Origin of the sequence: Mycobacterium sp., from assembly GCF_035274705.1 — a bacterium.
Lineage (GTDB): Bacteria > Actinomycetota > Actinomycetes > Mycobacteriales > Mycobacteriaceae > Mycobacterium.
Genome location: NZ_DATENY010000141.1, coordinates 17617 through 34895, shown reverse-complemented (window position 1 = coordinate 34895; position 17279 = coordinate 17617). Strand labels below are relative to the sequence as shown.

General features: G+C 66.6%; 16 protein-coding genes. 12 read left to right on the top strand and 4 right to left on the bottom strand.

The window, feature by feature from the left end; translation table 11 throughout:
* The first annotated feature begins 69 nt into the window (after window positions 1-69).
* From VJV41_RS28320 to VJV41_RS28295, 6 genes are all read left to right on the top strand, one after another.
* The gene (locus tag VJV41_RS28320; protein ID WP_325339465.1) at window positions 70-1209 is read left to right on the top strand and encodes a MoxR family ATPase; all 1140 of its coding nucleotides are present in this window, start codon (window positions 70-72) and stop codon (window positions 1207-1209) included.
* Between the two features lie 9 nt (window positions 1210-1218).
* Window positions 1219-2163, top strand: a complete 945-nt coding sequence (locus VJV41_RS28315; protein WP_325339463.1) for a DUF58 domain-containing protein — start codon at window positions 1219-1221, stop codon at window positions 2161-2163.
* Between the two features lie 24 nt (window positions 2164-2187).
* Complete coding sequence (locus VJV41_RS28310; protein WP_325339461.1) at window positions 2188-3195, top strand: VWA domain-containing protein; 1008 nt, start codon at window positions 2188-2190, stop codon at window positions 3193-3195.
* Window positions 3196-3396: 201 nt separating this feature from the next.
* On the top strand, window positions 3397-4152 hold the full coding sequence (gene fabG1, locus VJV41_RS28305) for a 3-oxoacyl-ACP reductase FabG1 (protein ID WP_325339459.1): 756 nt from the start codon (window positions 3397-3399) through the stop codon (window positions 4150-4152).
* A gap of 28 nt (window positions 4153-4180) precedes the next feature.
* On the top strand, window positions 4181-4990 hold the full coding sequence (gene inhA / locus VJV41_RS28300; RefSeq protein WP_325339457.1) for an NADH-dependent enoyl-ACP reductase InhA: 810 nt from the start codon (window positions 4181-4183) through the stop codon (window positions 4988-4990).
* 4 nt (window positions 4991-4994) lie between these two features.
* Window positions 4995-5996, top strand: coding sequence for a ferrochelatase (locus tag VJV41_RS28295; protein ID WP_325339455.1), 1002 nt, complete (start codon window positions 4995-4997; stop codon window positions 5994-5996).
* Here the strand turns inward: VJV41_RS28295 and VJV41_RS28290 are convergent.
* Window positions 5993-6832 (bottom strand): hypothetical protein, encoded by an 840-nt coding sequence (locus VJV41_RS28290; protein ID WP_325339453.1) that lies wholly within the window; start codon window positions 6830-6832, stop codon window positions 5993-5995. The two genes, VJV41_RS28295 and VJV41_RS28290, sit on opposite strands and share 4 nt — an antisense overlap.
* A gap of 59 nt (window positions 6833-6891) precedes the next feature.
* Between VJV41_RS28290 and VJV41_RS28285 the strand changes: the two genes are divergently transcribed.
* Window positions 6892-7320 (top strand): NfeD family protein, encoded by a 429-nt coding sequence (locus VJV41_RS28285; protein ID WP_325339452.1) that lies wholly within the window; start codon window positions 6892-6894, stop codon window positions 7318-7320.
* A gap of 35 nt (window positions 7321-7355) precedes the next feature.
* The gene (locus VJV41_RS28280; RefSeq protein WP_325339450.1) at window positions 7356-8588 is read left to right on the top strand and encodes an SPFH domain-containing protein; all 1233 of its coding nucleotides are present in this window, start codon (window positions 7356-7358) and stop codon (window positions 8586-8588) included.
* A 7-nt stretch (window positions 8589-8595) separates the two neighbouring features.
* On the opposite strand, the gene VJV41_RS28275 is transcribed toward VJV41_RS28280, so the two are convergent.
* Window positions 8596-9342, bottom strand: coding sequence for a TVP38/TMEM64 family protein (locus tag VJV41_RS28275; protein ID WP_325339448.1), 747 nt, complete (start codon window positions 9340-9342; stop codon window positions 8596-8598).
* Between the two features lie 375 nt (window positions 9343-9717).
* Between VJV41_RS28275 and mutA the strand changes: the two genes are divergently transcribed.
* Genes mutA through VJV41_RS28255 form a run of 4 tightly spaced genes read left to right on the top strand, consistent with a single transcriptional unit; the run spans window position 9718 to window position 16102 of the window.
* Window positions 9718-11532 (top strand): methylmalonyl-CoA mutase small subunit, encoded by a 1815-nt coding sequence (gene mutA / locus VJV41_RS28270; RefSeq protein ID WP_325339446.1) that lies wholly within the window; start codon window positions 9718-9720, stop codon window positions 11530-11532.
* 1 nt (window position 11533) lies between these two features.
* A complete protein-coding gene (gene scpA / locus VJV41_RS28265; RefSeq protein ID WP_325339444.1) occupies window positions 11534-13798 on the top strand; it encodes a methylmalonyl-CoA mutase in 2265 nt (754 codons plus the stop codon).
* The gene (gene meaB, locus VJV41_RS28260; protein WP_325339442.1) at window positions 13785-14771 is read left to right on the top strand and encodes a methylmalonyl Co-A mutase-associated GTPase MeaB; all 987 of its coding nucleotides are present in this window, start codon (window positions 13785-13787) and stop codon (window positions 14769-14771) included. Before scpA ends, meaB begins: the two co-directional genes overlap by 14 nt.
* Before the next feature lie 59 nt (window positions 14772-14830).
* Complete coding sequence (locus VJV41_RS28255) at window positions 14831-16102, top strand: serine hydrolase domain-containing protein (protein WP_325339440.1); 1272 nt, start codon at window positions 14831-14833, stop codon at window positions 16100-16102.
* 8 nt (window positions 16103-16110) lie between these two features.
* Here VJV41_RS28255 and VJV41_RS28250 read toward each other — a convergent pair whose 3' ends face one another.
* The gene (locus VJV41_RS28250) at window positions 16111-16845 is read right to left on the bottom strand and encodes a hypothetical protein (RefSeq protein ID WP_325339438.1); all 735 of its coding nucleotides are present in this window, start codon (window positions 16843-16845) and stop codon (window positions 16111-16113) included.
* 54 nt (window positions 16846-16899) lie between these two features.
* Window positions 16900-17268, bottom strand: a complete 369-nt coding sequence (locus VJV41_RS28245) for an XRE family transcriptional regulator (RefSeq protein WP_325339436.1) — start codon at window positions 17266-17268, stop codon at window positions 16900-16902.
* Between the last annotated feature and the right edge of the window lie 11 nt (window positions 17269-17279).

Genomic DNA, 17279 nt, shown 5'->3' with positions numbered 1-17279 from the left:
CGGGCGTGCGGCCAAAACAGGCCGATGCCGCTACGACCAGCGTGTTGAGACGATGTGGGAGGACCTTTGATGTCATCACCGAGTGGACCGCCGCAGGGCGCCGGAGGATTTTCCGGTCAGGGCCCCGCGCAGGGCTACGCCCCCGGCTCTCACGCCGCACCGCCCAACAATGGCGGGCTGCAGCAGGAAGTCCACACGCTCGAGCGGGCCATCTTCGAGGTCAAGCGCATCATCGTGGGCCAGGACCAACTGGTCGAGCGCATGCTCGTCGGCCTGCTGGCCAAGGGCCATGTGCTGCTCGAAGGCGTCCCCGGTGTGGCCAAGACGCTGGCCGTCGAGACGTTCGCCAAGGTGGTCGGCGGCACCTTCGCCCGCATCCAGTTCACCCCCGACCTGGTGCCCACCGACATCGTCGGTACCCGCATCTACCGCCAGGGCAAGGAGGAGTTCGACATCGAACTCGGCCCGGTGGTGGTCAACTTCCTGCTCGCCGACGAGATCAACCGCGCGCCGGCCAAGGTGCAGTCCGCACTGCTGGAGGTCATGGCCGAGCGGAAGATCTCCATCGGCGGCAAGACGTTCCCGCTGCCTGCCCCGTTCCTGGTGATGGCCACCCAGAACCCGATCGAGCAGGAGGGCGTCTACGCGCTGCCCGAGGCGCAGCGCGACCGCTTCCTGTTCAAGCTCAACATCGACTACCCGACGCCGGAGGAAGAGCGCGAGATCGTCTACCGGATGGGCGTCAAGCCACCAGAGCCCAAGCAGGTTCTGGCCACCGGTGACCTGCTGCGGCTACAAGACGTGGCCTCCAACAACTTCGTGCATCACGCGCTGGTCGACTACGTGGTGCGCATCGTCACCGCAACGCGGCATCCCGAGAAGTTCGGCATGCCCGACGCCAAGGCGTGGATCGCCTACGGTGCCTCGCCGCGCGCATCGCTGGGCATCATCGCGGCATCGCGCGCCCTGGCGCTGGTGCGCGGCCGTGACTATGTGGTGCCGCAGGACGTCGTCGAGGTGATCCCGGATGTGCTGCGCCACCGGCTGGTGCTGACCTACGACGCGTTGGCCGACGAGATCTCGTCGGAGACGGTGATCAACCGGATCCTGCAGACCGTCGCCCTGCCGCAGGTGAATGCGATTCCGCAGCAAGGGCATTCGGTGCCACCCGTCGTGCCGGCCGCAGCGGCCGCGGCCAGCGGTCGGTGACAGTAATCTGTGACTACGTCCAGACGCACGGTCGACCTGCCGTCACTGAAACGCGGGGAGATTCGTGATCCCGCACTGACGGCAGCTCTGCGAAAGCTGGAGTTGACGGTGCGCCGCAAGCTCGACGGCGTGTTGCACGGCGACCACCTGGGACTGCTGCCCGGCCCAGGTTCAGAGCCGGGGGAGTCGCGGCTGTATCAGCCAGGCGACGACGTCCGCCGGATGGATTGGTCGGTGACGGCGCGCACCACCCATCCGCATGTGCGCCAGATGATCGCCGACCGCGAGCTGGAGACCTGGCTGGTGGTCGACATGTCGGCCAGCCTCGACTTCGGCACCACTGGCTGCGAAAAGCGGGATCTGGCGGTGGCGGCTGCCGCGGCGATCACGTTCCTCAACAGCGGCGGCGGCAACCGTATCGGCGCGATCATCGCCAATGGTGACTCCGTGCGGCGGGTCCCGGCATTGAGCGGTCGCATGCACGAGCAGGAAATGCTGCGCACCATCGCTACCATGCCCAAGGCGCCGACCGGCGTGCGCGGTGACCTGGCCGCCGCGATCGATGCGCTGCGCCGGCCGGAGCGGCGCCGGGGCATGGCGGTGATCATCAGTGACTTCCTCGGGCCGATCAACTGGATGCGCCCGCTTCGGGCGATCGCGGGACGGCACGAGGTGCTCGGCATCGAGGTACTCGATCCGCGCGACGTCGAACTGCCGCCGGTCGGCGACGTGATCCTGCAGGACCCCGAAACCGGCGTCACCCGCGAGTTCACCATCGACGAGCAGTTGCGCGATGACTTTGAGAAGGCCGCGGCCGCGCACCGCGCCGAGGTTGCGCGCACACTTCGGCGCTGCGACGCCCCGCTGCTTTCCCTGCGCACCGACCGGGACTGGATCGCCGACGTGGTCCGGTTCGTGGCCAGCCGCAGGCGCGGGGCTCTTGCCGGCCGTTAGTAGGACTGAAACGACAAGGCGCATATGACATTACCGTTGCTCGGACCGATGACGCTGTCGGGTTTCGAACACGTTTGGTTCTTCCTGTTTCTGTTCGTCGTGCTCGGGCTCGTCGGGCTCTACATCGTCGTGCAGCTGGCCCGCCACAGGCGGATGCTGCGGTTCGCCAACATGGAGCTGCTGGAAAGCGTTGCGCCCAAACGGCCCTCGCGGTGGCGTCATATCCCGGCGATCCTGCTTGTGTTATCGCTTGTCCTGTTCACGGTCGCGATGGCAGGACCCACCCACGACGTGCGGATTCCCCGCAACCGCGCGGTGGTGATGCTGACGATCGACGTGTCGCAATCCATGCGCGCCACTGACGTGTCGCCGAGCCGCCTGGCCGCCGCGCAGGAAGCGGCCAAGCAGTTCGCCGACCAGCTCACCCCGGGCATCAACCTCGGCCTGATCGCGTATGCCGGCACCGCCACCGTGCTCGCATCGCCGACCACCAACCGTGACGCGACCAAAGCCGCGATCGACAAGCTGCAACTGGCTGATCGCACTGCCACGGGCGAGGGCATCTTCACCGCATTGCAGGCCATCGCGACCGTCGGCGCGGTGATCGGCGGAGGTGACACGCCACCGCCCGCGCGGATCGTGCTGATGTCCGACGGCAAAGAGACGGTGCCGTCGAACCCGGACAACCCCAAGGGCGCTTACACCGCTGCGCGCACCGCCAAGGATCAGGGTGTCCCGATCTCGACGGTTTCGTTCGGCACTCCGTACGGCTTCGTCGAGATCAACGATCAGCGCCAGCCCGTTCCGGTCGACGACGAGATGCTCAAGAAGATCGCCGAGCTCTCCGGCGGGGAGGCGTACTCCGCGTCGAGCCTGGAACAGCTGAAGGAGGTCTTCACCAACCTCCAGCAGCAGATCGGCTACGAGACGATCAAGGGCGATGCCAGCGTCGGTTGGCTGCGTCTTGGCGCCGTGGTGCTGGCATTGGCCGCGCTGGCGGCGCTGCTGATCAATCGCCGGCTGCCCACCTAAGGCGATTTCTTGCGCCGAAACTGCTGGGAGATCGCGATTTTGGTCGTTTTCACGATCTGGCCGCAGTTTCGACGCGATTGGCGCCCACTTCTATGTCAGGGCGGTGATTTCCGCCTGCGAACAGCCACGGCGCAGAAACTCGTCGCATCCCCAACTAAGGCGATTTCTTAAGAATGCGCCGTAGGCACTAAGTTGGCTCGCATGACTGTGACCGACAATCCGGCCGATACCGCCGGCGGCCGTCCGCCGTTCGTCTCCCGGTCGGTGCTGGTGACCGGCGGAAACCGCGGCATCGGACTGGCTGTGGCGCGCCGGCTGGCCGCCGACGGTCACAAGGTCGCCGTCACGCACCGCGGATCCGGCGCGCCCGAGGGGCTGTTCGGCGTCGAGTGTGACGTCACTGACAACGACGCCGTCGACCGCGCCTTCAAAGAGGTCGAGGAGCACCAGGGTCCGGTCGAGGTGCTGGTGTCCAACGCCGGCGTCGCCGCCGACGCGTTCCTCATGCGAATGACCGAGGAGAAGTTCGAGAAGGTCATCGACGCGAACCTCACCGGGGCGTTCCGGGTGGCTCAACGCGCATCGCGCAGCATGCAGCGCAAGCGGTTCGGCCGGATGATCTTCGTGGGTTCGGTCTCGGGCACCTGGGGTATCGGCAACCAGGCCAACTATGCGGCCTCCAAGGCCGGTCTGATCGGCATGGCCCGCTCGATCGCCCGCGAGCTGTCAAAGGCCGGGGTCACCGCCAATGTGGTGGCCCCGGGCTACATCGACACCGAGATGACCCGCGCGCTGGATGAGCGGATACAGGCGGGGGCACTGGAGTTCATCCCGGCGAAGCGGGTCGGCACCGCCGACGAGGTCGCCGGGGTGGTCAGCTTCCTGGCGTCTGAGGATGCAAGCTACATATCCGGTGCGGTGATCCCGGTCGACGGCGGCATGGGCATGGGCCACTAAGAAGACACGGCTAGAGGAGAAGGCACACATGGCAGGTCTGCTCGAAGGCAAGCGCATCCTCGTCACGGGGATCATCACCGACTCGTCGATCGCGTTCCACATCGCGCGGGTGGCCCAGGAAGAGGGTGCGGAGATCGTCTGCACCGGCTTCGACCGGTTGCGCCTGATCCAGCGCATCATCGACCGGCTGCCCAAGCCGGCACCGTTGCTGGAACTCGACGTGCAGAACGAAAAGCACCTGGACACTTTGGCCGACCGGGTCACAGAGGTGATCGGGGAGGGCAACAAGCTCGACGGCGTCGTGCACTCGATCGGCTTCATGCCGCAGACCGGGATGGGCATCAACCCGTTCTTCGACGCGCCATACGAAGACGTCTCCAAGGGCATCCACATCTCGGCGTATTCCTATGCATCGCTGGCGAAGGCGGTGCTGCCGATCATGAACTCCGGTGGCGGCATCGTAGGCATGGACTTCGACCCGACCCGCGCGATGCCGGCCTACAACTGGATGACCGTCGCCAAGAGCGCGCTGGAATCCGTCAACCGGTTCGTGGCGCGCGAGGCGGGTCCGTACGGTGTGCGGTCGAATCTTGTTGCGGCGGGCCCGATCCGGACGCTCGCGATGAGCGCGATCGTCGGCGGTGCACTCGGCGACGAGGCCGGCGATCAGATCCAGCTGCTGGAAGAGGGTTGGGATCAGCGTGCGCCGCTGGGCTGGAACATGAAGGACCCCACGCCGGTCGCCAAGACCGTGTGCGCGCTGATCTCCGAGTGGCTGCCCGCCACCACGGGAACCGTCATCTACGCCGACGGCGGCGCCAGCACACAGCTTTTATAAGGAAATGGACTACCCCGCCTTTGATGCGGTCCTGCTGCTGTCGTTCGGCGGGCCGGAGGGCCCCGACCAGGTGATGCCGTTCCTGGAGAACGTCACCCGGGGCCGTGGCATCCCGCGGGAACGGCTGGCCGCCGTTGCTGAGCACTACTTGCATTTTGGCGGCGTCTCGCCGATCAACGGCATCAACCGGCAGCTCATCACGGCGCTCGAGGCCGAGATCGATCTGCCGATCTACTTCGGCAACCGCAATTGGCAGCCGTATGTCGAAGACACGGTTGCGACCATGCGTGACAACGGCATTCGTCGCGCCGCGGTCTTCACCACGTCGGCCTGGGGCGGTTACTCCAGCTGCACCCAGTACGTCGAGGACATCGCGAGAGCCCGCGCGGCGGCCGGCGATGGTGCGCCGGAACTGGTGAAGCTGCGCCAGTACTACGACCATCCGCTGTTGGTGGAGATGTTCAGCGAAGCGGTCGGGGCGGCGGCGCAGACCGTGCCGCAGGACGCGCGGCTGGTCTTCACCGCGCATTCCATTCCGCTGGCGGCCCGGTCCCGTTGCGGGGCTGACTTATACAGCCGCCAGGTGGCGTACGCGTCGCGGCTGGTCGCCACCGCGGCCGGCTATGACGATTACGACCAGGTGTGGCAATCGCGTTCTGGGCCGCCACAGGTTCCGTGGCTGGAGCCCGACATCGCGGATCACCTGACGACGCTGGCCGAAGCGGGCGCCAACGCGGTGATCGTGTGCCCGATCGGGTTCGTGGCCGACCACATCGAGGTGGTGTGGGATCTCGACCACGAGCTACGGCAGCAGGCAACGGAATTGGGCATCGCGTTCGCGCGGGCGGCCACGCCCAACGCCGACTCGCGATTCGCACGGCTGGCCGTCACGCTGATCGACGAACTCCGTTACGGCCGCGAACCCGATCGGGTAGAAGGACCAGATGCCCCGCCGCTGCAAGGCTTTTCGGTCAACGGCGCGCTCTGCACGCCGAACTGCGGCTAGCTCCAGGCCGAGTTCAGAATTGCGCTGACCGCGGCCATTCGCGCCGAGCGCACGACTCCGCCCAGCGGTCGCAGTGCGTCGCTGGCGATCTGGACCTCCGATGAACTCTGCAAGCCGATCGGAATCAGCCCGGAGCCGACGGTGATGATCGCGTCGATATGTGCGGCGTTTTCCAGCACGCGTACAGCCCGCGAGGGTGCGTGGTCGGGCACCCGGTGTCCCCGTGCGGATTCGAGGACTTGCTCGACGAGCCCGCGCGGGTCGGCGACGTCAGCGCCCGCCGCGCGGATGGCACCCAGCGCGTCAGCGGCCGACCGAACAGCCGCGCGCAGGGCGTATTCCGACTCGCCCAGGTCCAGAGATTCTGGCGGTTGAGCCGAGGGCACCGAGTACACCGTCCACGACAACGCCGTGAGCTCCGGCTCGAACTCGGATTCGTCGTCTAGGTCGTCGTACTCGAAGTCCGGGACCAGACCCACCGCGGACTCGTCGCGACCGACGATGATCGCCTCGCCCGCTGTCACCGCGTCACGCTGGAACTGCGTGCCCGCGGGAAGCCCGCGAACGTCGCCGGGCACCGGCAGCGACACGCCGATGGCGGGCGCCGAGAGCCCAGGGCCGGCCGCGGTGCGCATCGTCTGCAGCAGCGAGACCGCGCCCGCGTCGGTCAGGTCCGGCCACGGCAAACCGGTGCGGCCGGCCGCGACCGAGTCGTATGCAGTGACCGAATGCCTTGGCGCCCATTGTGATAACGCGTCGAGGACATCGTCAGGCGCGGCTGCACCGGCGAGCCAGGCATTGGCCCAAACCGACAACGAAACACTGGGGCACCACATGATGCTCGCAGTGTAGTAGTTAGCCGCGAATCGGGTCGGCTACGCGATACGCTGACGTCATGGCCGTCCCGCTGATCTGGCTAATCGCCGCGCTCGCCCTCGCCGGGGCCGAGGCGCTCACCGGCGACATGTTCCTGCTCATGCTCGGCGGCGGCGCATTGGCCGCGGCCGGAACGAGCCTGGTGTTCGACGACGTGTGGGTGGGCGGCGCGGTTTTCCTTGTGGTCTCGGTCCTTTTGCTGGTGCTGGTGCGGCCCGCGCTGCGACGGCATTTCATGTCGGGCAAGGGTCTGCCCGAACCGGTAAAGGCGCTGGAGGGCAAGAGCGCGTTGGTGCTCGACCGGGTGGCCCGCCATGAAGGCCAGGTGAAACTCGACGGCGAAATCTGGACGGCGCGCCCACTGAACGACAACGATGTCTACGAACCGGGCGACCATGTCACCGTCGTGCACATCGACGGCGCGACGGCGGTCGTCCAAAAAGTCTAGAGAAAACTGGACAATCAACGGAAAGGTTGCTCGTCATGGATGGTGCCGTCGCCGGCTTGATCCTGGTCGGAGTGCTGGTGGTGTTCGCCGCCATCATCGTGGCCAAGTCGATCGCGCTGATTCCACAGGCCGAGGCCGCAGTGATCGAACGGCTGGGCCGCTACAGCAAGACCGTGTCGGGCCAGCTCACCTTGCTGCTGCCGTTCGTCGACAAGATCCGTGCCAGGGTGGACCTTCGCGAGCGGGTGGTGTCGTTCCCGCCGCAGCCGGTGATCACCGAGGACAACCTGACGGTCAACATCGACACCGTCGTCTACTTCCAGGTGACCAACCCGCAGGCTGCCGTCTATCAGATCAGCAACTACATCGTCGGCGTCGAGCAGCTGACCACCACCACGCTGCGCAACGTGGTCGGCGGCATGACGCTGGAGCAGACGCTGACCTCGCGCGACCAGATCAATGGGCAGCTGCGTGGAGTCCTCGACGAAGCCACTGGTCGCTGGGGTCTGCGCGTCGCCCGCGTCGAGCTGCGCAGCATCGACCCGCCGCCGTCGATTCAGGATTCGATGGAAAAGCAGATGCGCGCCGACCGCGAAAAGCGGGCCATGATCCTGACCGCCGAAGGCTCCCGCGAAGCGTCGATCAAGCAGGCCGAGGGCCAGAAGCAGGCCCAGATCCTGGCCGCCGAGGGTGCCAAACAGGCGGCGATCCTGGCCGCGGAAGCCGACCGCCAGTCGCGCATGCTGCGAGCCCAGGGCGAACGCGCGGCGTCCTACCTGCAGGCACAGGGCCAGGCCAAGGCGATCGAGAAGACCTTCGCCGCGATCAAGGCCGGCCGCCCCACGCCGGAGATGCTCGCCTACCAGTACCTGCAGACGCTGCCGCAGATGGCCAAGGGTGAGGCGAACAAGGTCTGGCTGGTGCCCAGCGACTTCGGGGCGGCGCTGCAGGGCTTCACTAAGATGCTCGGCGCACCGGGCGAGGACGGTGTCTTCCGGTACACGCCGTCGCCGGTGGACGAGAATCTGCCCAAGCCCGAGGACGACTCCGACGAGGTAGCCGAGTGGTTCACCACGCAGACGGATCCCGCGATCGCCCAGGCCGTCGCCAAGGCCGAGGCGGACGCGCGTTCATCTTCAGGTATCAGCGCCATCCCGGCCGCACCGGAGGATCCCCTGCCGCCGATGCAGTATCCGCCGCTGTCACAGCAGCCGCAGGACGGTCCGCCGCAGATGCCGGGACGGCACAGCGGTTCCCCGCAGCTGTAGGCCGCAGTCAGCCGGTGATCGCCGGCTCGGTATCGGTAGCCGAGCCGGCGAGGCGCTCGCGGTGATGTCGGCGATGGGTGCGGATCTCGTAGATCAGCCCGCCGATGCCCAGGCTCGCCGTGCACAGCGACACCAGAAACAGCAGCGGGCTGACGTTGCCGGTCAGCGCGTCACCGAGGATCACGACGGCGGCGGTGCCGGGCATCAGGCCCACGAAGGTGGCCAGCGTGTAGGGCAGCACCCGCACCGCCGACGCACCTGCGGCGTAGTTGGCCACCGAGAACGGCACCGCGGGAATCATTCGCATCGACAGCACCGCCGGCCAGCCGCGCTCGCGAAGCCGCGCGTCGAGCGAGTCCACGCGCGGGTGCCGGACCAGCCGGGATAGCTGCCAACCGGCGGCACGCACGAGCAGCAGCGCGATCACGGCGCTGACGGTGCTGGCCACGACGGCCAGCGGAACCCCCAGATACGGGCCGAACAGCAGGCCCGCGGCCAGTGTGAACGCGGTGCGCGGGAACGGGAAGACGGTCACCACGATGTGCGCGGCGAGGAACGCGAGCGGGAACCACGGCCCCACCGACGTGGCCCAGTCGCGCAGCTGGACGGCGGTCGGCAACGGAACCACCAATGCAACTGCGACGAGGATCACAATCGCGGCCAAGATGGCGACAAACCGGCGCGGCGGCACCTGCGACGCCGTCGCAATCGCCGCAGCACGTAGTGCACGCAGTGTGCTGACGACGGCTTTCACGCCTACCAAGCCTACGGGTCGATCTGCGGTCCGGGCGATTGCAGCGTGGTCGGAATTGACCGCGGTGTTGTCGTGTCGGCCGCGCTGTCGACCGGCGAGTTCTGCGCGCTCCCGGTCTGACGCCGGGTGAGTTGAAGCGGTTGACGGTCTTGCAACGACGACTGGCCCGCTGCAAGCGCGGGTCCCATCGCCGCGAAAAGGCGAAACGGGCGATCGCGAAGCCCAGCCGCCGGACGGGCGGTGATAGCACGGGGAGACCTCGCCGCTGGGCGGTCTGCGAACCGTGAACCTCAACACACCACTCCTGCCGCATAAGCCGGTGGGATAACGTTGGAATCCCCGGACGTCAGTCTGGGGAGGACGTCAATTAGCCTGATGGGCGTGCAGAAATCCAGTGTTGCGGATTCCGATTTCGCGAGGTGGCGTTCGGCGGTAGCCGGCGTACTGGCCAAGAGCACCAAGCGCGACCCGGCGGATCTGCCCGCCGAACCGGAGCGGTCGCTGGATTCGCCCACATACGAAGGCTTCCCGATCCGCCCGCTGTACACGAGCGCAGACACGCTGCCCGAACCGCCGCTGCCCGGGCGGTGGCCCTTCGTGCGTGGCGGCGACGCGCTTCGCGACGTCAAGTCCGGGTGGCGGGTGGCAGAAGCGTTCCCGGCCAACGGCTCAGCGGTCGGCGACGGCAACGGCGCGGTGTTGGTCGCCCTGACGGAAGGCGTCAGCGCATTGGTGCTGCACGTCGGTTCGGGAGGCGTGGTGGCGGCCGAACTTGACCGGCTGCTCGAAGGCGTCTTCCTCGACCTCGTCCCGGTCGTTCTCGACGCCGGCGCCGACTATGTGGCCGCCTCCGACGCTGTGCTCGGCCTGTTGGCCGGCTTCGACGACGATCAGCGCTCGCGGCTGTCGGTGGACCTTGGCGCGGATCCGCTGACCGCACCGCTGAGTTCACGGGCAGCGCCGAGTGTGGCCGACGTCGTGGACGTGGCTGCGAAGGTCACCGGTTACGCCGGCGGCGTGCGCGCGATCACCGTCGACGGTCCCGTGTTCCACAACCGCGGAGCGAGCGCATCGTGGGAGCTCGCCGCCGGCATCGCCGCGGCGGTCGCCTATTTGCGAATTCTCGGCGACGGCGGCCTGTCTGTCGGGGATGCGTTGCGCCAGATCAGCTTTCGCTTCGCCGCCGACGACGACCAATTCATGACGATCGCCAAACTGCGCGCGGCGCGCAAAATGTGGGCCAGGGTGGCCGAGGTGGCCGGGGAGCCCGACGCCGGCGCGGCGCGGTTGCATGCAGTGACGTCGCTGCCGATGATGGCACAGCGCGATCCGTGGGTGAACATGCTGCGCACCACACTGGCGGCGTTCTCCGCTGGTGTGGGAGGCGCCGACACCGTGCTCGTGCACCCGTTCGACGTTGCGATTCCCGGCGGCTTCCCCGGTACCCCAGCCAGTTTCGCGCGCCGCATCGCCCGTAACACGCAGTTGCTGCTGCTCGAGGAGTCCCACATCGGCGAGGTCCTGGATCCGGCCGGCGGGTCGTGGTTCGTCGAGGACCTCACCAACAAGCTGGCCGAGCACGCGTGGAAGCACTTCCAGGACATCGAATCCCGCGGCGGCTTCGAAGCGGCCCACGACTACATAACCGACCAGATCACCGAGGTCGCTGCCCGGCGCGCTGACGACATCGCTCACCGGCGTACCGCGATCACCGGTGTGAACGAGTATCCGAACCTCGCTCAACCGCCTCTACCGCAAGGTGATCCGCTTGAGTCCGTGGTGCGCTACGCGGCAGCCTTCGAGGCCCTGCGGGAGCGTTCGGACACGTTCCTGGACAAGACCGGTGCGCGACCGAAGGTGCTGTTGCTTCCGCTCGGGCCGCTGGCCGAGCACAACATTCGCGCGACGTTCGCGACGAACCTGCTGGCGTCCGGCGGTATCGAAGCGGTAACCGACGGCGCCGACACTGGATCTTTCACGGTCGCGGTGATCTGCGGCACCGACGCCCGGTACGCGACCGAGGCCTCCGCGGCCGTCGACGCCGCGCGCAAGGCCGGCGTGTCCCACGTCCTTCTTGCCGGGCCTGAAAAGGCGGTGGCCGAAGCCGATTCGAAGCCCGACGGCTATCTGACCGCGAAGATCAACGCGGTCGAAGTGTTGTCGGACCTGCTCACCCGATTGGGGGCTTGAGGTGACTGTCAATGATGTCGCCGGCCAGCCGGCTCCAGCGACGACCGGCGTCGGCAGCTTCGCCGACATACCACTGGATGGCGAAGGAGATCGGAAACTCGCGGCCTCGCCTGTTTCGCTAGCCGCCGTCGCGAAGCATGTCGAAGCGGCCGCCGCCGCACACGGCTACGTGCCGGATCAACTCGACTGGAGCACGCCCGAGGGCATCGACGTCAAGCCTGTGTACGTCGGCGCCGACCGGGACGCTGCCGCCGCGGCCGGTTACCCGCTGGACAGCTTCCCGGGCGAGCCGCCATACATCCGCGGCCCGTACCCGACGATGTACGTCAACCAGCCGTGGACCATCCGTCAGTACGCCGGGTTCTCCACGGCCGCCGAATCCAATGCGTTCTACCGTCGCAACCTGGCTGCCGGCCAGAAAGGCCTGTCGGTGGCGTTCGACTTGGCCACCCACCGCGGTTACGACTCCGACCATCCCCGCGTGCAGGGCGACGTCGGAATGGCCGGGGTGGCAATCGATTCCATCCTCGACATGCGCCAGCTATTCGATGGCATCGATCTGTCGACCGTCTCGGTGTCGATGACCATGAACGGCGCGGTGTTGCCCATCCTCGCGCTGTATGTGGTCGCGGCCGAGGAGCAGGGCGTGCCGCCCGAGAAACTAGCCGGGACCATCCAGAACGACATCCTCAAAGAGTTCATGGTCCGCAACACCTACATCTATCCGCCGAAGGCGTCGATGCGGATCATCTCCGACATCTTCGGCTACACCAGCACCAAGATGCCCAAGTTCAACTCGATCTCGATCTCGGGCTACCACATCCAAGAGGCCGGGGCGACAGCCGATTTGGAGCTGGCTTACACGCTGGCCGATGGTGTCGAGTACATCAAGGCCGGCCTGGACGCGGGCCTGGACATCGACAAGTTCGCGCCGCGATTGAGCTTCTTCTGGGGCATCGGGATGAACTTCTTCATGGAGGTGGCCAAGCTTCGCGCGGGCCGGCTGCTGTGGAGTGAGCTCGTCGCCGAGTTCGACCCGAAGGACGCGAAATCGCTGTCGTTGCGCACTCATTCGCAGACCTCGGGTTGGTCGCTGACCGCGCAGGACCCATTCAACAACGTCGCCCGCACCTGCATCGAGGCGATGGCCGCCACCCAGGGGCATACCCAGTCGCTGCACACCAACGCACTCGACGAGGCGCTGGCGCTGCCGACCGACTTCTCGGCCCGCATCGCCCGCAACACCCAGCTGCTGCTGCAACAGGAGTCGGGCACCACCCGGCCGATCGATCCGTGGGGCGGGTCGTATTACGTGGAGTCGCTGACCCATCAACTGGCCGAGAAGGTCCGCGAGCACATCCGCGAGGTGAACGAGCACGGCGGCATGGCGCAGGCGATCAGCGACGGGATCCCGAAGTTGCGGATCGAGGAGGCGGCTGCACGTACCCAGGCCCGCATCGACTCCGGCCAGCAGCCGGTGATCGGCGTCAACAAGTACCAGGTCGACGAGGATCAGGAGATCGAGGTCCTCAAGGTCGAGAACAGCCGGGTGCGCGCCGAGCAGATCGTCAAGTTGCAGCAGTTGCGCGCCGACCGCGACGCTGTCGCCGTCGAGGCCGCGCTCGCCGCGCTGAGCAATGCGGCCGGAGGCGAAGGCAATCTGCTGGCGCTGGCCATCGACGCGGCACGGGCCAAGGCCACCGTCGGCGAGATCTCCGACGCATTGGAGAAGGTCTGGGGACGGCATCAGGCCGAGATCCGTACGATCGCCGGGGTCTACCGCGACGAAGTCGGAAAGGTCAGCAACATCTCTAGCGCTACCGAGTTAGTGGAGAAGTTCGCCGAGGCAGACGGCCGCCGGCCGCGCATCCTGGTCGCCAAGATGGGTCAGGACGGGCACGACCGCGGCCAGAAGGTGATCGCAACAGCGTTCGCGGACATCGGCTTTGACGTCGACGTCGGTTCGCTGTTCTCCACTCCCGAAGAGGTGGCACGCCAAGCGGCCGACAACGACGTGCACGTCGTCGGTGTCTCGTCGCTGGCTGCGGGGCACCTGACTCTCGTGCCCGCGCTGCGCGACGCGCTTGCCGAAGTAGGCAGGCCCGACATCATGATCGTGGTCGGCGGCGTCATCCCGCCGGGCGACTTCGACGAGCTCTACGCCGCCGGGGCGACGGCGATCTTCCCGCCCGGCACCGTCATCGCCGATGCGGCGATCGGCCTGCTGCACAAGCTCGCCGAGCGGCTGGGGTATGACTTCGGCTGACTTCGTCGACGAACTGGCGGCGGCGGTCCGCACGGGCGACCGCGCGGCGCTGCCGCGGGCCATCACGCTCGTCGAGTCCACCCGGCCCGATCATCGTCAGCAGACACAGCAGCTGCTGATGGCGTTGATGCCCGACGCGGGCAAGGCCATGCACGTCGGGATCACCGGGGTGCCCGGCGTCGGCAAGTCCACCACCATCGAGGCGCTCGGCATGTACCTGATCGAGCAGGGGCACCGGGTGGCTGTACTCGCCGTCGACCCGTCATCGACGCGGACCGGCGGATCGATCCTGGGCGACAAGACGCGGATGGCCCAGCTGGCCGTTCACCCTGACGCGTACATCAGGCCGTCGCCGACGTCGGGCACGCTCGGTGGGGTTGCCAAGGCCACCCGGGAGACGATCGTGCTGCTCGAGGCCGCCGGCTTCGACATGATCCTGGTCGAGACCGTCGGCGTCGGCCAGTCCGAGGTGGCGGTCTCCAACATGGTCGACACATTCGTGTTCCTGACCTTGGCGCGCACCGGTGACCAACTGCAGGGCATCAAGAAGGGTGTGCTCGAGCTGGCCGACATCGTGGTGGTCAACAAGGCCGACGGCGAGCACGCGATGGAGGCCAAGGCCGCGGCACGCGAATTGACCGGCGCGATTCGCCTCATCTATCCGCGTGAAACACTATGGCGTCCACCGGTTCTCACAATGAGCGCACTAGAGGGCACAGGGCTTGAGGGGCTGTGGGACACGGTGCTCAAACACCGTCAGGTGCTCACCGAAGCGGGGGAGTTCGACGCCCGTAGACGGGCGCAGCAGGTCGACTGGACGTGGTCGATGGTCCGCGACACCGTGCTGGATCGCGTGCTGTCGCATCCGTCTGTGCGCAAGATCCGCGCCGAGGTGGAACGCCAGGTGCGCGACGGCGAGTTGACACCGGCACTTGCTGCGCAACAGCTCCTCGACGCCGCTGACGCGCAGTGACTTAACGAATGGATAACACCTCGTTTATTTGCCGGGGTTGCAGGTAAATTCAATACATTGTGACGGGCGTCAATAACCGGGAGCGCAGCGCCGCGCTCCCGCACGGTATTCAGGGCGCGGCGGACTCGAACTTTGCCTGCACCGTGCAGGCGTTCGACCGACTCTTCCCGGGACGGCGGTTCGGTGGTGGCGCCTTGGCCGTCTACCTGCACGGCGAGCCCGTCGTCGACGTGTGGACCGGCTACGCCGACCGCCGCGGCAAGCAGTACTGGACCGCTGACACCGGCGCCATGGTCTGGTCGGTCACCAAGGGCATGGCCTCGACGGTCATCCACCGCCTCGCCGACCGCGGCCTGATCGACTACGACGTCCCGGTCGCCGAATTCTGGCCGGAGTTCGGCGCAAACGGCAAGGCTCACATCACCGTGCGCGACGTGATGCGGCACCGCGCCGGGCTCTCCCAACTCAACGGCGCGAGCAAGGACGAGCTGCTCGATCACCGGTCGATGGAGGAACGGATCGCGGCCGCTCCGGTGAACCGCGTGCTGTACGGCAAGCCGGCCTATCACGCCTTGACGTACGGCTGGTTGATGTCGGGGCTTGCTCGCTCGGTCACGGGCAAGGGCATGCGTGATCTGATCCGCGAGGAACTCGCGGAACCACTGAACACCGACGGCTTGCACCTGGGCCGTCCACCGGCCGACTCACCCACGCACGCCGCGCAGATCCTCGTGCCGCAGGGCACGTTATCCAATCCGGTGTTCAACTTCGTGGCACCCAGAGTTGCCGCACTGCAGTACTCGGGCGTCTTCGGCTCGATGTACTTCCCCGGGATGAAAGCGGTTGTGCAGGGCGATGTCCCGTTCCTCGACTCGGAGATCCCGGCTGCAAACGGTGTCACAACGGCGCGCGCATTGGCAAAGATGTACGCGGCGATCGCAAACGGCGGTCACATCGACGGCACCCAATTTCTTTCCCGTGAGCGCGTCGCCTGCTTGGCCCACAAACCAAGCCTGTGGCCGGACCGAAACATCTTCGTGCCGTTGAGTTTCCATCTGGGCTATCACTCCTTGCCCTTCCCGACCGGATTGACGCCTGGATTCGGTCATGCCGGGCTGGCCGGCTCGGTGGGTTGGGCGGACCCGGAATCCGGGCTGTCGTTCGGGTTCGTGCACAACCGGCTGCTGACCCGAATGGTGCTCGACCAGGTGACGTTCGCCGGGCTGCATGCGCTCATCCGCCGCGACGCCGCCCGGGCGCGCAAGCGCGGCTACCAGACCACGCCGGCGTTCGGCGCTCCCTACGACGTCTCACGACCCGTCGCAGGCTGAGAGTCAGCTCAGCGGCTGGCTTTGGTGAACCACTTGGTCTTCATTCGCCAGGACTGCGCCGACGTCAGCGCGAACCCGGCGCCGCACAGGCACGCGAAGATCCACACCAGCGTTCCGCCCTCGATCGTCTGCAGCGGCGTGACGTACGCCGTGGTGATCCGCACGGCGCAGGCGATGATCCCGCTCGCGGACGCGACGAGATAGATGTTGGCGATCCGGCGGGACCGTGGATCCTTGCGCAAGACCATCAAGGCGCGCGCGCCGTACACCAGCAGGTAGATCAGCGTGCCGCACAGCAGCAGCCAGTAGGCGTTCAACCAGAAGTCGGTTGGCACCTCGAAGAAGTCCGGCTTGTAGATCTTCGCGCCGTTTCCGAGGGAGAAAGTCGCCAGCAGCAGCGGGATACATATGGTCGCCGGGCGTTCCACATACAGCTTGAACGAGCTCTGCATGTGATGGTCGTCGGCGAGCCTGCCGAGCGCGTTGTAGATGACCGCGGACGCGGCGACGATGTAGGCATCGTGGCCGATGTAGTCCTCGAGGTTCCACATACCAGTCAGGGAATGCAGCCAATGGCCGACGGTTTCGGAGGCCAGCGGTGACATCAGCAGGACGGCGACACCCTGCAAGGCGATGTTGAGCGTGGCGGCGACCTCCCACCGGCACGACCACGTGACCCGCCGGATCCACAGGCTCCACGCGATGCACACGAGGGTGATCACAATGAGGGTTGCCTGTGCCATAGGGAGCTGCCTTCTTGCTAAAGCGAGTCCAGCAAAGTGTACGGCGAAAACGGGCTACAGGGGAGGAGCATCCTCTCGTGGCTTCAGCTCAGAAAGCCTCAGGGGCCGGGTCGTCGTCTGTGCCTGGTCCACTTTCTCCTTCACCGTTGTCATCGTGAAAGGGGCCGATTCCAGGTAGCTCCAGACTTCTTGGCGACTCATCAAGCCAAACTGAATTTGCAGGTCGGGATAGCTGAGACTGAATCTGTCAGCTACCCGCCGCAGCTCCTCGGCGTTCGGATAGTCGGCCTCTTTGATGCGCCTGTAATAGGTACTGCTGGAGATGCCGAGCGCGTCGTAAATGTCCTTGGCATCGATCTCCCCATCAAGGAGGTAATCGAGCAGGGCTTTCAGCTGTCTGCCGTTCTCATCGGTGCGGGGCACCCACACACGAT

What these genes read in the sequence shown, in the direction of transcription:
- VJV41_RS28280 (WP_325339450.1), top strand. Translation starts at nt 7,356, where the DNA reads ATGGATGGTGCCGTCGCCGGCTTGATCCTGGTCGGAGTGCTGGTGGTG.
- VJV41_RS28285 (WP_325339452.1), top strand. Translation starts at nt 6,892, where the DNA reads ATGGCCGTCCCGCTGATCTGGCTAATCGCCGCGCTCGCCCTCGCCGGG.
- VJV41_RS28320 (WP_325339465.1), top strand. Translation starts at nt 70, where the DNA reads ATGTCATCACCGAGTGGACCGCCGCAGGGCGCCGGAGGATTTTCCGGT.
- VJV41_RS28290 (WP_325339453.1), bottom strand. Translation starts at nt 6,832, where the DNA reads ATGTGGTGCCCCAGTGTTTCGTTGTCGGTTTGGGCCAATGCCTGGCTC.
- meaB (WP_325339442.1), top strand. Translation starts at nt 13,785, where the DNA reads ATGACTTCGGCTGACTTCGTCGACGAACTGGCGGCGGCGGTCCGCACG.
- VJV41_RS28310 (WP_325339461.1), top strand. Translation starts at nt 2,188, where the DNA reads ATGACATTACCGTTGCTCGGACCGATGACGCTGTCGGGTTTCGAACAC.
- mutA (WP_325339446.1), top strand. Translation starts at nt 9,718, where the DNA reads ATGGGCGTGCAGAAATCCAGTGTTGCGGATTCCGATTTCGCGAGGTGG.
- VJV41_RS28250 (WP_325339438.1), bottom strand. Translation starts at nt 16,845, where the DNA reads ATGGCACAGGCAACCCTCATTGTGATCACCCTCGTGTGCATCGCGTGG.
- VJV41_RS28295 (WP_325339455.1), top strand. Translation starts at nt 4,995, where the DNA reads ATGGACTACCCCGCCTTTGATGCGGTCCTGCTGCTGTCGTTCGGCGGG.
- fabG1 (WP_325339459.1), top strand. Translation starts at nt 3,397, where the DNA reads ATGACTGTGACCGACAATCCGGCCGATACCGCCGGCGGCCGTCCGCCG.
- inhA (WP_325339457.1), top strand. Translation starts at nt 4,181, where the DNA reads ATGGCAGGTCTGCTCGAAGGCAAGCGCATCCTCGTCACGGGGATCATC.